The 15813-nt window shown below is 37.7% G+C and carries 15 protein-coding genes; 5 read left to right on the top strand and 10 right to left on the bottom strand.

What is annotated here, in order from left to right:
• The 3 genes from FLS47_RS02355 to cdaA form a co-directional block, all read right to left on the bottom strand.
• Nucleotides 1-2907: FAD-binding and (Fe-S)-binding domain-containing protein (locus FLS47_RS02355; protein WP_149912791.1), on the bottom strand; the 2907-nt coding region annotated here is incomplete at its 3' end.
• A 4-nt stretch (nt 2908-2911) separates the two neighbouring features.
• On the bottom strand, nt 2912-3817 hold the full coding sequence (locus tag FLS47_RS02350) for a DUF1338 domain-containing protein (RefSeq protein ID WP_149912790.1): 906 nt from the start codon (nt 3815-3817) through the stop codon (nt 2912-2914).
• Nucleotides 3818-3944: 127 nt separating this feature from the next.
• A complete protein-coding gene (gene cdaA, locus FLS47_RS02345; protein WP_149912789.1) occupies nt 3945-4739 on the bottom strand; it encodes a diadenylate cyclase CdaA in 795 nt (264 codons plus the stop codon).
• A gap of 142 nt (nt 4740-4881) precedes the next feature.
• Between cdaA and FLS47_RS02340 the strand changes: the two genes are divergently transcribed.
• Nucleotides 4882-5601, top strand: a complete 720-nt coding sequence (locus FLS47_RS02340) for a pyridoxine 5'-phosphate synthase (protein ID WP_149912788.1) — start codon at nt 4882-4884, stop codon at nt 5599-5601.
• 76 nt (nt 5602-5677) lie between these two features.
• Here the strand turns inward: FLS47_RS02340 and lepB are convergent, their stop codons facing one another.
• The 5 genes from lepB to FLS47_RS02315 all read right to left on the bottom strand — a co-directional run bounded on the left by lepB (nt 5678) and on the right by FLS47_RS02315 (nt 10385).
• Nucleotides 5678-7117 (bottom strand): signal peptidase I, encoded by a 1440-nt coding sequence (lepB, locus tag FLS47_RS02335; RefSeq protein ID WP_149912787.1) that lies wholly within the window; start codon nt 7115-7117, stop codon nt 5678-5680.
• Between the two features lie 50 nt (nt 7118-7167).
• Complete coding sequence (dapB, locus tag FLS47_RS02330; RefSeq protein ID WP_149912786.1) at nt 7168-7911, bottom strand: 4-hydroxy-tetrahydrodipicolinate reductase; 744 nt, start codon at nt 7909-7911, stop codon at nt 7168-7170.
• Nucleotides 7912-7924: 13 nt separating this feature from the next.
• On the bottom strand, nt 7925-8587 hold the full coding sequence (locus FLS47_RS02325) for a DUF5683 domain-containing protein (RefSeq protein WP_188347335.1): 663 nt from the start codon (nt 8585-8587) through the stop codon (nt 7925-7927).
• Between the two features lie 83 nt (nt 8588-8670).
• Nucleotides 8671-9585, bottom strand: a complete 915-nt coding sequence (locus FLS47_RS02320; RefSeq protein ID WP_149912784.1) for a ParB/RepB/Spo0J family partition protein — start codon at nt 9583-9585, stop codon at nt 8671-8673.
• Nucleotides 9585-10385, bottom strand: a complete 801-nt coding sequence (locus FLS47_RS02315; protein WP_149912783.1) for a ParA family protein — start codon at nt 10383-10385, stop codon at nt 9585-9587. The genes FLS47_RS02320 and FLS47_RS02315 overlap by 1 nt, the downstream gene beginning before the upstream one ends.
• A 207-nt stretch (nt 10386-10592) precedes the next feature.
• On the opposite strand from FLS47_RS02315, the gene FLS47_RS02310 reads away from it, so the two are divergent.
• The 4 genes from FLS47_RS02310 (at nt 10593) to FLS47_RS18915 (ending at nt 12732) form a co-directional block, all read left to right on the top strand.
• Nucleotides 10593-11114, top strand: a complete 522-nt coding sequence (locus FLS47_RS02310) for an NADPH-dependent FMN reductase (RefSeq protein WP_149912782.1) — start codon at nt 10593-10595, stop codon at nt 11112-11114.
• Nucleotides 11115-11306: 192 nt separating this feature from the next.
• A complete protein-coding gene (locus FLS47_RS02305) occupies nt 11307-11510 on the top strand; it encodes a hypothetical protein (RefSeq protein ID WP_149912781.1) in 204 nt (67 codons plus the stop codon).
• A 447-nt stretch (nt 11511-11957) separates the two neighbouring features.
• On the top strand, nt 11958-12542 hold the full coding sequence (locus FLS47_RS02300; protein ID WP_149912780.1) for an IS66 family transposase: 585 nt from the start codon (nt 11958-11960) through the stop codon (nt 12540-12542).
• Between the two features lie 4 nt (nt 12543-12546).
• Complete coding sequence (locus FLS47_RS18915) at nt 12547-12732, top strand: IS66 family transposase (protein WP_149912779.1); 186 nt, start codon at nt 12547-12549, stop codon at nt 12730-12732.
• A 135-nt stretch (nt 12733-12867) separates the two neighbouring features.
• Here FLS47_RS18915 and FLS47_RS02290 read toward each other — a convergent pair whose 3' ends face one another.
• The gene (locus FLS47_RS02290) at nt 12868-13764 is read right to left on the bottom strand and encodes a BT_3044 domain-containing protein (protein WP_149912778.1); all 897 of its coding nucleotides are present in this window, start codon (nt 13762-13764) and stop codon (nt 12868-12870) included.
• A gap of 27 nt (nt 13765-13791) precedes the next feature.
• Complete coding sequence (locus FLS47_RS02285) at nt 13792-15813, bottom strand: RagB/SusD family nutrient uptake outer membrane protein (protein ID WP_149912777.1); 2022 nt, start codon at nt 15811-15813, stop codon at nt 13792-13794.

The raw sequence follows: 15813 nt of genomic DNA, 5'->3' as shown, positions 1-15813 counted from the left end.
ATATAAGACTTCAACGGGATGAATCGCGATTTCCTTTGTTCCATCGTAAATCTGATGTCGACAACTACCTCCTGTAGCAACGATGATTGTATCCTGAGCTTTTCCACGAACTTGCGGGAAAAGTACTAATTCTCCAATCTGCATAGAGATGTCATAATGTTCTTTCTCATACCCAAAAGCACCTGCCATTCCGCAACAACCTGACGGAATCACTTCCACCTCATACCCTTGTGGGAAAGCTAATAGCGAAGCTGTATATTGTTGCAATTTCCAAGCCTTTTGCTGACAATGTGTGTGCAATAATATATTTTGCGGCAGCTCGACGAAAGCGTCTTTCCTAATATTGCCTTTTTCAATCTCTTTCCACAAAAACTCCTCTATTACCATAGCAAAAGGAGCAATCCGCTGTGCGTCTGCTTCAAGTTTCTCGTCCACCAAATCCACGTATTCGTCCCGAAAACATAAAATCGCAGATGGCTCTACGCCCACCAGAGCGATTTCATCGGTCAAGCGCGAGGAGAAGATACGCACATTTTCATTAGCAAGTTTTCGCGCTTCGCGCAACATTCCTTTTGAAATTAATGCTCTAGCACTAAAAGAATGATTTATCACCAAAACCTCATATCCTAAACCTTCCAGCAACAAAATTGCTTTCTTACCCAACTCCACATCATTGAAGTTTGTGAATTCGTCACAATAGAAATATACTTCTTTGATTGGCTTTTTATTATTCCACAAGGGTTTTTCTCGGTTCAAAAACCATTTGCGAAATGATTGAGAAGCGATCTTCGGAATATTACGTCTATTATCAAAACCTAAAATATCTTTTACTACCTTACTTGTAAACTTATTTGATGTCCCCCAATTGTAAATACCCGGAATATAAGACATCAGCGCCGTCAATTGATCTACCATCCCGACCATACGCGTACGTAGTGGTAGTCCATTTACATCGTGATATGCTTGCAAAAAGTCAGCTTTGACCTTAGCCATATCCACACTCGACGGACACTCAACTTTACAACCTTTACAACTTATACACAAATCCATGACTTCCTTTATTTCAGGATGATCAAAGGGGTTTTCCTTGGTTGAATTTGTCAAAAATTCACGTAAGATATTCGCTCTCGCACGTGTCGTATCATGCTCATTGCGGGTCGCCATATACGAAGGACACATAGTGCCATTAGACAACTCTGTCTTGCGACAATCCCCCGAGCCATTACATTGCTCTACATGCTGAAGAATATTTTGGCCTTTATAACGAAAAGTAGAAGTTATATTGCGAGTTTCAATACCAGGTTCATATCGTAAAAAGGTGTTCATGGCTGGTGTATCTACAATCTTTCCAGGATTGAAAATGCCATAGGGATCCCAAGTTCTCTTTATATCCTTTAGTAGCTGGTAATTACGTTCACCAATCATATAGGCAATGAATTCACCCCGCAAACGTCCATCACCGTGCTCACCACTCAATGAGCCTTTATATTTTTTGACAAGTTTAGCTATTTCAAAAGCAATATCTCGAAAAAGTTGATTTCCTTCTTTGGTCTTTAAATTGATAATTGGTCTTAAATGCAATTCGCCAGTAGCAGCATGCGCATAATGCACCGAATACAGGTTATATTTTGCTAAGATTTGGTTGAATTCTGCAATATAAGCAGGTAAATCTTCTACATCGACTGCCGTATCTTCAATGACAGCAACAGGTTTCGCATCCGTGGGCGTATTACTTAATAAGCCCAATCCTGCTTTACGCAAATCCCAAACTTTCTTTTTATCTGCGCCTACTATTAATGGAAAATAATAACCATATCCTGCTGTACGCATATCTGCTTCTACAGCATCTACTCTTTGTTGTAACGCTGAATCTGTTTCCTCATCGTATTCTACAATCAAAATGGCTTTTGGATTTCCTTTGACAAAAAAACGATTTTGCTGTTGTTCCAAGTTATTTTCTGTACATCCAAGGATATAATCATCCATCAGTTCACTAACTAATGGATTATGCTTCAAAGCAATTAAATTAGCCTTCAATGCATCGTCTAACGATTCAAAATGAACACATAGTAAGCCTGAAGGCTTTTTAGAAAGTGTATTAACTTGCAGCTTTATAGAAGTAATAAACAAAAGTGTTCCTTCAGAACCACAGATTAATTTCGAAAAATTAAACTTTTGTCCTCCAAGGTTAAAAGGATCTGTTTCCAAAAGTAAATCAATTGCGTATCCTGTATTACGACGTCCTACAGATTTCTTCGGAAATTCCCTACGTATCTCCTCTTGGTTACGATAATCACTCAAAATTGAGCGCATATGTGTATACACTTTACCTTCCAAAGTGGGGAGTTCACATTTTGCTAAGAATTCTTCGAAAGTCAAATCACTGAAAGTTACTTTCGAGCCGTCTGAAAGATAGCCTTCTACTTCAAGTGTATGCTCTCGGGTACTCTTATAAATCAAAGAATTAGAACCACACGAATTATTTCCGACCATCCCTCCTATCATCGCACGATTGGCAGTAGATGTTTCAGGACCAAAATACAATTCATACGGTCTTAGATACATATTCAATTCATCGCGAATTACACCTGGCTCCACACGAACCCAATGTTCATCTGTATTGATTTCTAATATTTTGGTAAAATGCTTCGAAACATCAACAACAATGCCATTACCCACGACTTGTCCTGCGAGCGAAGTCCCAGCAGTACGTGGAATTAAAGATGTATTATTAGCTCTTGCAAAAGCGATCAATTGCTGAATATCGGCTTCGGATTTCGGAATAGCAACAGCCAAAGGTATTTCCCGATAAGCAGATGCATCTGTTGAATAAAGCACACGCATTTTCTCATCGAAAAAAAGATCGCCCGAAAGCGATTCTTTTAATTTCTGCAACTTTTCTTCCACCTTACTATCCCTTTATCTGTGTTGTATACGTACTTTCAAATATTTTGTCAGCATTATTGGTTTCAAACCCATCACGTCGATGTTTCGATTTGATATCTTCTTTGGGTAAATGTGAAAATTGTGGTAACACTGAGCGTTCTGCAAATTCAACATAACTACCAGCTATTTCGATTTTTTTGCCGTCTGCAAAAGTAGCATCGTACAATGCGGAAACTGTACTACTTTGACGCAAAAGCTTATCATCGCTGGTTTTAATTATCCCACCTGAGTTATTCAACTTCAGGCCAATACTCAACAAGAAGTCGTTGAATTCTTCCAATGTATTGTACCCATCTTTTAATTCATGAATACTAATGGTATAATGATTCAAATAATAACGGTTGTAAATTACCCATGCGGCATACTCACTCTCATTTAATAAAGTTTGGTATTCTTCTGAAGTTGGCAATGCCCATAAAGGCTTTTGCAAAAATGTTGCAGCTTCTTGCCCATTAGTCAAATCCAAATCATCCACTGGATCTGAAGTTATCGGAGATGTATATTTATCAATGATATCTTGCGCTTCATGGCTCAATTCACGCACACGCAACTCAGAAACGAAAATGCGGGGATAACCTTCTGCTGGTGGAGAAAACCAATAGGCATCTAATTTTTTACCTTCGAAATAATAATAATCTCTCTTCACATAACCATATGCTTGGAAAATCTTTTCGAAAGAAGCTATACCTAAATTGGGTACTCCCAAAGTACGGAAAGCAATATGATCGTTCACAATATCATCCTGTGAACCTACAACTTCTTTTTCCAATAATGCTTTTGTGATTTTATCTACGTCTGCGACATTTTTACGATAATGTTCGAATAAATCGTTTAAAACAATGTCCAACGGATTATTTTCTTCAAAATGCATGATACCAAAATTTATGTTTATACATAGGTAAATTTAATAAAAACATTTGATTTTTATACGGATGAAACCTCGAACACTCGAATATAATTCGTGAATATCGTGCTTTATCTAAAGTAAATTCAAAGAATTACAATTCATCTTTTAATAGCTGTTCAAGCTCCTCCGCACTAAGATTCATATTGATATTTCCATCTTTGGCGAAAGATATTTCACCAGTTTCTTCGGAAACAATCACCGCTACAGCTTCTGAAACTTCGGTCACACCTATGGCCGCACGGTGACGCAAACCAAACTGTGGTGGTAAATCTTCGCTATCAGAAAGAGGTAAAACACTGCTTGCGGTCATTACTCGAAAATCTACAATAACTACCGCACCATCGTGTAATGGACTATTTTTAAAAAAAATGCTCTCTAGCAAACGTTTTGATAAAGGCGCATCAATATATTCACCACTTGATTGATAATACTCTTCATCAAAATAACGAGAAAACACAAGCAAAGCACCAGTTTTTGCTTTCGACATACTACGACACGCATCCACGATAATCTTGATTTGCTCAGTATGATCCTCCGTTACAGTGCGTTTTGAACCTATAAAATTAAAAAGGTACTTCTTACGACGTAAAGAAATATTCTTACCGATATGTAATAAAAATCGACGAATCTCCTGTTGGAATACAACTATGAGTGCAATGGAACCAACTGATATAAATCCCCCAAATATTTCAGTTAAAAGGCGCATTTCCAATTGTTTTACGACCAAATAAATACCGTAAAACAACCCTACACCAATCAAAATATTCACAGCAATCGTTCCTTTGATTAGACTGTAAATATAATAAATGATCACTGCGACCAACATGATATCAATGATATCAAGCAATCTAAATCCTTCTAATATATTGAAGCTTATTCCATCCATTTACTATGCAATTTATAAAATTTATAGGAGGAATTTTGGTCAATGTTGCAATATTGTAAGAGAAAATTGGCAATTCGAGTTTAGGTCTACCATCAACTTACTCGTAATAATTCTTTACCTTTGACCAATAATACAGTAAACCATGACAAGACTATCCGTAAATATTAATAAAATAGCTACCCTGCGCAACTCACGCGGTGGAAATGTACCTAACTTGGTCGCTGCTGCACTAGCATGTGAGCGTTTTGGCGCTGAAGGCATAACCGTGCATCCACGTCCTGACGAACGCCATATATATTACCAAGATGTCTACGATTTGAAGGCAGAAATTAAAACTGAATTCAATATCGAAGGTAATTGTCAAGAACAAAAATTTGTCGAACTCGTATTGGCGAATACACCTGGACAGGTAACCTTAGTTCCCGATGCATTGGGACAGTTGACGTCAAATCATGGATGGGACACCATCAAAAACAAAGAATATCTAAAGGAAACCGTAAAGGTATTTAAAGATGCTGGTATTCGTGTTTCCATTTTTGTAGATCCGATTGAAGAAATGGTTGAAGCTGCTGCTGAAACTGGAACTGACCGCATCGAGCTGTATACGGAAGCCTATGCCTCAGAATTTGGTTTTGATAAAGAAAAAGCGATTGAGCCTTATTTCAAAGCAGCTGTAAAAGCAAGAGAAGTCGGATTAGGATTAAATGCTGGTCACGATTTGGATTTAAATAATTTAGCTTATTTCAACCAACATATACCAGGATTATTAGAAGTAAGTATTGGACATGCACTAATATCTGATGCGTTATATTTAGGTTTAGAAGAAACTATTAAACGCTATTTAGCAGCTTTAAAAGCTTAATTACAATTACTTTAAAATAGAAAAGCTCTGATTGAAAGTCAATCAGAGCTTTTCTATTTTTATTTACTAAGGTGTATTATTCAATACCCTTGAAAATTCTATTCCAACGAATCTTAGATAAGAAAGTACCATCTGCATCCCAACTTAACCAGGTAAATAACGCTTTACCTACGATATGATCTTCTGGTACAAATCCCCAACCACGAGAATCCAACGAATTGTGACGACTATCACCCATCATCCAATAATAGTCCATCTTGAACGTATATGAATCTGTTTTCTGACCATTTATCAAAATATCATCTCCGTTTATCTCTAACGTATTACCTTCATATACTGTAATAGCACGCTGATATAATGGTAACGTCCATTTATCTAATTTCACTATCCATCCTTTAGCAGGCACTTTTATTGGACCAAAATTATCGTAAGTCCATTGACGCTCATTCCAATCGTAATTTGGGAATGATATATAATCTGGGTTATCCGCCGTGTATATAACTTCTCTCACTTCTTTCACATTAGACCAGGAACGTATTGATTCTGCTTCTTCAGGGGTTATATGCAAAACATAAATACCTTGAGACGGATCAGTATTTCCAAAATCAACTTCGAAACGATTTTTCACCAAATTATCTTCTGAAATGCCATATGGCTCAGCAAAAACAATATAAGAAGTTTGCAAATCTTCAGAATCATAAGATTTTACGCCATTCACAAACAAACGACCATCTTTCATAGACACTTCGTCGCCCGGGATGCCTACAGCACGTTTAATGTAGTTCTCACGTTTATCAACAGGACGATTGTAAGGCTCATCCGCTTCCATTGGATAATTGAACACTACCACGTCATTTCGTTCTACCTTTTGAAAACCAGGCAATCTTTTATAAGGAATATTAATTAATTCGGAATAAGCTTTACCGCCAGTAAATGGCATAGTATGGTGTGCAAAAGGAAATGCTATTGGTGTATTTGGTATGCGTGGACCGTAATTTAACTTACTTACAAACAAGAAATCACCTACCAATAATCTTCTTTCCATAGATCCAGTAGGGATCATATATGCTTCGATTAAGAACCCACGAATTAAAGACGCCGCTACTGTAGCAAAAATAATAGCGTCAGCCCATTCGCGACCTATAGACTTCTTGTATGGATATAGCTTCTTGAATTCTTCCGTAGCGGATTGACCTTTATATTTTACGTTGGGATCTCTTCCCCACATTGGCAATACAACAAAAGGAACTAATACTGCTGCTGCAGTTTCCCAAAAACGTTGTTTTCCAAATGCTTTTAAAAAGTCTAGATATAGACTATAGAAAATAAAAACATTGACAATCGGCACCAATAATAAAGCAACCCACCAAGCGGGTCTACCTACCAGTTGAGTTATTACATATTCACGATAGAAAGGTATGAATGCTTCCCAACCTTGTTTGCCAGCCTTTTTAAACAATAGAAACAACCCGTAAAGGGCAATAATTGTTAAGACTCCAAATATTATATACCACATATTTATTTATTTTAACATAGAAAACCCACTAGGTAGAAGGTATTCGGTGTCTATTTATTAAAATCAAAAATTTCTGTTACTTGATAAAACCCCTTCTTGCCATATAGCCACTCAGCTGCTACGACTGCACCCAAGGCAAAACCGTCACGATTGTGCGCAGTATGTTTGAATTCAATTTGATCAACTTCTGAACTATACAATACTGTATGCGTACCAGGCACTTCTTCAATACGAAGACTTTCAATTAATAATTCATTAGGCTTATTGACAACCTCATCCTCTGACCCTACGACTTGATTTACCCAAGATTTCTTGACATCATTGTTGTCAATAATACCTTCAGCAATAGTGATTGCAGTTCCACTTGGTGCATCCAGTTTGTGGATATGGTGAATTTCTTCAACCTGAACATCGTATTGTTGATACGGATTTACGGCTTTTGCCAATAATCTATTTATATGAAAAAAGATATTTACACCAATACTAAAGTTAGAACCATATAATAATGCTTGATCTGCTTCCAAACAAGTTTCTTTTACTTCTTGCAAATGCTCGTACCAACCCGTAGTACCAACGACTAAAGGTAAATCTGCTTCAAAACAAAGACTTATATTCTCTAAAGCTGCGTCTGGAGTACTAAAATCAATGGCAATATCAGCGTGGGATAAATCATCAGCAGTAAGTGTTTCCCTATTGTGCGCATCAACAACTAACGCTATTTCATGACCTCTTTTGAGCGCGAATTTTTCAATTAGCTGTCCCATTTTGCCATAACCTAGTATAACGATTTTCATAATTAAGGTTTATCTATTTAAAATTAAACGTCAACTTCACCCCAGGCGAAAATTGACGGCCAAAATTCATATTATATGCCAAATTAGATGTTGGCAACATCGTAGGTGTAATCTTGAAACCCAAATCATCCCCAATATTATACCTAAAACGCAACATAGAATCCACGTACGCCTCCAAAACATTTAAGCCCCACCAGCCTGCTGTGACTAAAATAGTCATATCACGGTAACGGCGATAATTATCTTTAGCACGTATTAATCCTTCTGTTGATGGAAAACTGAATTCTAAGTCAGGATCATTTGGAGCGCCATTATTATTAATCCGATAAGCGGCTTCATCTACGAATTTTCGATAATGCCAGTTCCAAAAATCAAACGTTAAATAACCTACAACCAGTCCACCATAAATGACAGGCAACTTTATCCATACATACTTGCCACCATTAGTGATTTGTCCCCATCCTGGTGCTATAAGTGACCTTCGCCAAGCTTTTGTTGAAAGCTCCTCAATCGCTAAGCGAGTTGAGTCTTTTAAAATATCTTTGTAATAATATTTTTCTCGCTCCTTCTCTGCCTTTTCTCGTGCTTTACGCTCTGCACGCGTTTCTTTTTTCTTTACCGTAGTATCTTGCACAGCTTTTACGCTATCCAAAGCATTTAAAGCGGTGCTATCCAAAGCTACTTTCTTCGTTGTATCAACCTGTGAAAAGCTGCTAAACGAACTTATAAGAAAAAAAAATAAGATTAAATATTTCGGCATTACCAATCTAACAATTCTAAAATGCGGCTTAAATCATCTTCTGATTCAAAAGGAATTTCTATTGCCCCCTTACCTTTTGTGTTTTTCAAGTTTAGACGTACGCGTGTAGAGAATTTAGATGCCAAATCATCTTCAATTTTTTGATATTGAAAATCCATTTGCTTTCCAACTCCTTTACCTTTTTTAGGTTTTAATTGCTCTTGAATATTTCGCACCAAAATCTCTGCCATACGAACAGACAAATCCTTATCTATTATTTCCTGATACACAAAAAGTTGTTTATCAATATCACCAACATTGATTAGTGCACGCGCATGACCCATTGATATTTTACCATCACGGATACCAATTTGGATCACAGGTGGCAATTTCAAAAGACGAAGGTAGTTTGTTACCGTAGATCTATTTTTAGATACACGATCACCAAGTTCTTCTTGTTTCAAGTTACACTCTTCAATCATACGCTGGAAACTTAATGCTACCTCAATAGCATTTAAGTTCTCACGTTGAATATTTTCAATCAACGCCATTTCCAACATCTGTTGGTCATTCGCCGTACGCACATAAGCTGGAATCTCTGTAATTCCGGCGAGCATAGACGCACGTAAACGACGCTCACCACTTATAAGTTGGTATTGATTTTTACTGACTTGTCTTACTGTAATTGGCTGAATCAACCCTTGCAACACAATAGATTCCGAAAGCTCTTTTAAAGCATTTTCATCAAAATCTGTTCGTGGCTGAAACGGGTTTACAGCAATTTCTTCTATTTTTATAAAATTAATACTACCTGCTGAAGGTGCGGCTGTATCACCGATCTCTCGTGAGGAAGTATTAGGAGATACTTTCAAATCATCCTGCAACAGCGCACCAAGTCCTTTTCCTAATCCTGTTTTACGTTGTAATGCTGCCATTATACGATTGCTTTTTCTTCTTTATTTATTTCTACCAATCCGTTCTTTTGTAAAATCTCACGAGCTAAGTTCAAATAGTTTATCGCGCCTTTGCATGATGCGTCGTGCATGATAACCGAGATACCGAAACTTGGCGCCTCACTTAATCGTGTATTACGTTGAATAATGGTCTCGAAAACCAAATCTGTAAAATGTGTACGAACTTCTTCTACAACTTGATTAGAAAGACGCAAACGTACATCATACATTGTCAACAAAATACCTTCAATTTCTAAATTGGTATTTAATCTATTCTGAACGATTTTGATAGTATTTAATAATTTACCCAAACCTTCCAAAGCGAAATACTCACATTGTACTGGAATAATGACTGAATCAGATGCTGTCAAGGCATTAATCGTAATTAACCCTAATGATGGTGAACAATCAATGATGATAAAATCATAATCATCTTTGATCTCATCCAACATTTTTTTCATTTTGTATTCGCGTTCGTTCAGATTAATCATCTCAATCTCCGCTCCTACCAAATCAATATGTGCTGGCAGCAAATCTAAATGTGGCGTGTCAGTTGCTTTAATGGCATCACGAGGATTCAAATCATTCACCAAACACTCGTATACGCTAGCCTTTATTCCACGAGGATCAAAACCAATCCCTGAAGTAGAATTTGCTTGTGGATCTGCATCCACCAACAACGTTTTATATTCTAAAACAGCCAAACTTGCGGCCAAGTTGATTGAAGTTGTTGTTTTCCCTACGCCGCCCTTTTGATTTGCTATTGCAATTATTTTTCCCATGAGATACCGAACCTTTACAATTTTTATACTATCAATTGCAGTTCTCTGATAAAATTAACAGTTACTGTAGGCATTAAATACTTAAATGATGTTAAATTTACTATTTTTGAGAACTTCCTGATACTATTACTCAGGATGCTAAGATACAAAAAATTGGTTTACGATTAGAGAAATCGTGCATTGATTACGATAAGTTGCAACGTCACAATGAATTTAATTATATCAGGTACGAATAGGCTGGGTAGTAACTCTTTAAAAGTAGCAAAGTATTACAAAGAAGAATTGAACAGTAAAGGTGAAGAATGGGAAATATTCTCTTTGGAAGATTTGCCTCATGACATTTTGTATACCGATTTGTATGGCAAGAGATCTAATGCTTTTGCAAGTATTCAAGCTAAAGTATCAGCTGCTAAAAAATTCGTTTTTGTAATTCCTGAATATAATGGCAGCTACCCTGGAGCACTAAAGCTTTTCGTGGATGCTTGCGCTTACCCAGCTTCTTTTTACCACAAAAAAGCTGCTCTAGTCGGCGTTTCTACAGGTAAATACGGTAATATACGTGGAGTAGATCATTTCACGGGCGTTTGCAATTATGTCCGTATGCATGTATTACCCTTAAAAATTCACATCCCACACGTGCAAAATGAACTTGACACAGAAGGCGGCTTTATGGATCCCTTAACCTTAAAATTTATCCATGAACAGATAGAAGAAATTATAAGGTTTTAAGATAGCTGAGATTTACGTAACTACTCAGGTTCTTTTTTTTCTTTCTTGACTTGATCTCAAGGCGTATTTTTTTCAATTTTCATTTTCAGGAATTTAGGTCATTTTATCCACATTTCACTGTATAACTTTTACTCTTATTTTTAGGTTTCTAGGCTTTAAATGCGGTTTTTTGTAGTTATCAGAACGGCCATTATGGATAACAAGAACTTTACGAAATTAGATGAATTGCTCGAACAGGAATCAGTGGCCCGTATCGCATCTGAAACATCCAGATTAGCCGAAAATGCAGCTTCTGAGCAAATCATTTCAGATCTGAATGCTACTATTAAACAACTTAATGAAACCATAGGTGGGCTTCTGGAAGAAATACGTTTGCTAAAGGGGCCTAAAAAATAGTAGAAACAGCTCTCTTCCTCCTTCAAAAGATGAAAACAGCCCTACTCGAACCACTAGTTTACGAAAATCCAGCGGAAAGTCTTCCGGAGGTCAAAAGGGGCATGAAGGTAGTACTTTAAAGATGAGCGCTTGCCCTGAGGACATCGTAGAACACAGTCCGGGATTTTGTAACTGTTGTGGATTGGATCTGCAAGACTTTCAGGCAGAATTGACCAGTTGCCGGCAAATGGTTGATATTCCTCTCACCAAGCCTTTGTACACCGAACATCGCATCTTCAGCAAAACCTGTTTATGCGGACACCAGACTACAGCAAGTTTTCCTTCCGGGGGCAATGCTCCTATTAGTTATGTTCCAAAAACCACTGCTCTGATCGCTTATTTGCATACCCGGCAATATGTTCCTTTGGCAAGGATCAGCGAGTTCTTTAATTCGGTATATAGCATGCTATCAGTCAGGGGACTGTTAGTGGTATTCTGGATCGCTTTGCCAAAAAATCACTACCCGCATTAGAGCTAATTAAGCAGACCATTTGTAAATCCACTGTGGTTGGGGCAGATGAAACAGGTATGAAACAAAATGGGCAATTGAATTGGTTCTGGACGTGGCAAAACAAATTTGCTACCTATATTGCCTGTTCGGCAAACAGAGGGATAGCAACCATTAAAGAACATTTCCCAGCGGGATTTCCAAAGGCGATTCTTGTTCATGATTGCTGGCCTAGCCATCTTAATACCGAGACTACAGGTCATCAGATATGTACAGTACACTTGCTAAGAGAGCTGAAGTTCTTGGAACAGAAATATCAATCTGAATGGGCTACACAGTTTAGCCGGATGCTTATACTAGCCTTGGAATTGAAAAAGTCAATACCTCTTGACCAATATCTGGAACCGATGAATGAAAGAGCTCAACTGGAAAACACGCTCCATAACTTAATCAACCACAAGATAGATCCACAGCAGATAGAAGTTATCATCTTCCAAAAAAGGATCACTAAATCCAGAAAACCTCTTTACATTTCTTTACAATAAGGATGTGCCCCCCGATAACAATACATCCGAGCAAGCAATTAGAAATATCAAGGTCAAGCAGAAAGTATCTGGAATGTTCAAATCGAACAATGGAGCACAAAACTATGCGACAATAAGATCTGTTGCCGACACTTGTATTAAGAACTCACAATCTGTCCTCGACGCTTTCTACAGCATTGCTATTCTATAGTACCTGAGTGGTTACAGATTTACTTAAATTATTAAATTCCTTCATTAGGAATTAATTACAGACACTGCAATTAAAATAAATAAGCTACTGTAATTTCTTACAGCAGCTTATAAAAATATACTATGAGTTGAAAAACTAGTTTGTTACTTCCATACGCAATTCTTCCTGCATTTCGTATATTTCGTTACCTTTAATATAAGTATAGGATAATAGGAACACATTAAATTTGCGACCGAAAGCTTCTTCTACATGAAAGGTATTGGGATATCGATGATTTCCATCCACTTGGGTTACTTGTATATTTTTAAAAGGTTTGATTGTTACCTTATTTTCCGCGTCTACTTCCAATATTAAAGCTGTATTAGCAATACTGGCTTCATTATTAGCAAAGGCCTCGGTTCCTGCAATAACCCGCACACTATTAGCTGTTAAAGGAAATAACTGTTTACTCGCTGCCGTAATGGCTCCATTTTGTAATCCTATCATACTGTAGAATGAATTGCTGGCTTGTGAGGCGTATTTATTGTATATCATCACTTTGTACAAAACATTATTCTTTTTTGGATTTAGCTCAATACCTTGCCCACCTGCAGCGATAAGACTTATAAAGTAGGTAGAATCCGGTGATAAACCCTCTGGACGAATTTTTATTTGGGTACGTCCTGTGCGTTCACCAGCTTTGATAATAAGTTTGTAGTCTGGGATTTCATATTTATCTTTTGGCAAAAGCTTTGCATATCGACTTGAATCGGCATCATACAACGACCAATTGTACCTATCAAAGGCTGTACTTTCTTCAACTAGATTAACAATAATATCCTGTGTTGGAGCATACGATCCACCTACAGAGGCAGAAATAAACCCCATCACTTCTTCCCCCTTTAGAGGAACTACTTCCTCAAAATTATTATGGTATGAACTACTTATTAAAGCTACTACATTTTTGTACATCTCTTGTTCGAAAACCTCGGTATCATTACAAGACATCATAAAAAATGGAAGACTAAGTAGCGCTGCTAAATTGCGTTTCATTTTATTCATTTACATTAATATTAATAACTAATAACCTGGATTCTGCACTACAGATGGCAATCTTCTTAATTCAGCTCGTGGAATCGGAAGCCATACTAATTTTTTGTTTACTTGACGTTTTAAGAACGAAGAAGACCCTGGAATTACACGGCGAAAATATGTTTCTGGTGTTGCACCATCTGGATTCATTCCACTCATAGGCTCACGCTCTGTATCTTCATATATCCCCCATCTGCGGACATCATAATAGCGAAGATTTTCCCACAAGAATTCCACCATACGCTCACGCTCAATTTGATCTTGTAGCAAGTCGACATTATTTAATTGTAAAGCTGTCAATCCAGGAAGCCCAGCACGATAACGCACCATATTGAACGAATTCTTGATTTGCTCCACATCTCTGCTTAGAGTATAGGTTTGATCACCCAACTGCACCGTATGACTTCCAGTTAGATTATTTAGTGCCTCTGCATAAATCAACAATATCTCCGCGTAACGAATTATTGAATATGCCTTGTCAATTCTACGTGCACCTGTTCCCGTCAACGCATCCATTGGATGATTGTATTTTTTGATTACGTAACCCGTGATTGGATAATTTGGAGAAGAAGCTGTTACGCCACCACGACCATCAGCACCTTGGTAATAATAGTCTGCTGCATGATTTGTTTTTGATACGACACTTAGGTTCTGCCAAACAGCACCATTAAATCCTACAGAAGCATAGAAACGCATTTCTCTATTCGCATACATGTTATAGACTCCAGCATTCAGTGGATAACCAGAGAATCTACGCGTTTGCGTAGTGAAACCATTTTCAGAATAATAGCCATCAGCTGACGCTTCTTCTTTTGTACGACCATCGTCCATTAAATAAGCATCAACAACCTTTTGAGTCACACAAAAACGTCCCCATCCACCAAGTGAAGGTGGAAAGGCACCTTGGTTGATCGTATTATTTAAATAAGGTGCATTTTTAGCCCAGATGAACTCTGGATTTACTGCAGCATATTCTTCACCTGTAAATATATCAGAATAAGATTTGAACGCATCAATACCGCCAGCTCCGTTTGGATAGGTGTTATAAAAATTAGGATCGGATGTCACACCTTGTGGAAGCGGAGCAGTCAATTCATCCGCCTCTGCTGTATGCAACTTGTACTTACCCATGTCTATCACCCGTTTTGCGGCAGCAGCAGCTACAGCCCATTTAGCTTCGTCGTAGTTTTGCGAAACAAAATGTACACCATCTGAAGCGCGTGTCCAGGAGCCGAAGTATGAAGCTGCCGCTTGCCCGCCATTGTACAACGGACTAGCATGCATCAAACGCAATCTAGCTACCAACGCATAAGCCGCACCTTTAGTTGGCTTGCCAAAATCTAGGATTCCAACTTCTGTTGGCATAAGTACTGCAGCTTTTTCGAATTCCCCACATATATATTCCATCGCCTCATCAAATGTTGCACGTTCTCTATCATAATAAGGCAAATCTTCATTTGTATTAACCACTTGATCGCCTAACAGAATTGGCGGGCCAAAATCTAATAATAAATAATGGTAAGCATAAGCTCTAATAAAACGCGTATACCCTTCGATACGTGCACGATCCATATTTGTAATATCTTGCGGTTTATCAAGATTTTGAAGAATAAAATTTGCTTTGCGAATAATCTTATAGTACCTGCCCCATTGATTTAGATTGGGAGTTCCTTCACCGAAGAAATCTGGCGTGATGCGTCCAGTTGCAAAATCCATTCCATGATAAATATTGCCTGAACCATTGGCATTTGTCAAGCCATTGAAACCTTCGTCAGTAGCCATAGGCCCCGGCGTGTGAGCATAACGAATGGTACTGGATTCATCCAAAAACATAGCAGCAGCCCCCCACATATAAGCTTCCATATTTCGCGTACTGCTAAAAACAGAGTCTATTTGAAACTCATCGTCAAAATAGTTGTCGATGTTTAAATAATCCTTACATGAGGACGTGGATAATGCTATTAGTATAACGGATACTCCCAAAATTCGCTTTAGAATTGACTTTTTCAT

The sequence above is a fragment of the Sphingobacterium cavernae genome, assembly GCF_008520265.1.
Classification (GTDB): domain Bacteria; phylum Bacteroidota; class Bacteroidia; order Sphingobacteriales; family Sphingobacteriaceae; genus Sphingobacterium; species Sphingobacterium cavernae.
Note: the sequence above shows the minus strand (reverse complement) of the source record. Positions and strands in the feature narration are given on the sequence as shown.

What these genes read in the sequence shown, in the direction of transcription:
- FLS47_RS02350 (WP_149912790.1), bottom strand. Translation starts at nt 3,817, where the DNA reads ATGCATTTTGAAGAAAATAATCCGTTGGACATTGTTTTAAACGATTTA.
- cdaA (WP_149912789.1), bottom strand. Translation starts at nt 4,739, where the DNA reads ATGGATGGAATAAGCTTCAATATATTAGAAGGATTTAGATTGCTTGAT.
- FLS47_RS02340 (WP_149912788.1), top strand. Translation starts at nt 4,882, where the DNA reads ATGACAAGACTATCCGTAAATATTAATAAAATAGCTACCCTGCGCAAC.
- lepB (WP_149912787.1), bottom strand. Translation starts at nt 7,117, where the DNA reads ATGTGGTATATAATATTTGGAGTCTTAACAATTATTGCCCTTTACGGG.
- dapB (WP_149912786.1), bottom strand. Translation starts at nt 7,911, where the DNA reads ATGAAAATCGTTATACTAGGTTATGGCAAAATGGGACAGCTAATTGAA.
- FLS47_RS02320 (WP_149912784.1), bottom strand. Translation starts at nt 9,585, where the DNA reads ATGGCAGCATTACAACGTAAAACAGGATTAGGAAAAGGACTTGGTGCG.
- FLS47_RS02315 (WP_149912783.1), bottom strand. Translation starts at nt 10,385, where the DNA reads ATGGGAAAAATAATTGCAATAGCAAATCAAAAGGGCGGCGTAGGGAAA.
- FLS47_RS02310 (WP_149912782.1), top strand. Translation starts at nt 10,593, where the DNA reads ATGAATTTAATTATATCAGGTACGAATAGGCTGGGTAGTAACTCTTTA.
- FLS47_RS02305 (WP_149912781.1), top strand. Translation starts at nt 11,307, where the DNA reads ATGGATAACAAGAACTTTACGAAATTAGATGAATTGCTCGAACAGGAA.
- FLS47_RS02290 (WP_149912778.1), bottom strand. Translation starts at nt 13,764, where the DNA reads ATGAAACGCAATTTAGCAGCGCTACTTAGTCTTCCATTTTTTATGATG.
- FLS47_RS02285 (WP_149912777.1), bottom strand. Translation starts at nt 15,813, where the DNA reads ATGAAAAAGTCAATTCTAAAGCGAATTTTGGGAGTATCCGTTATACTA.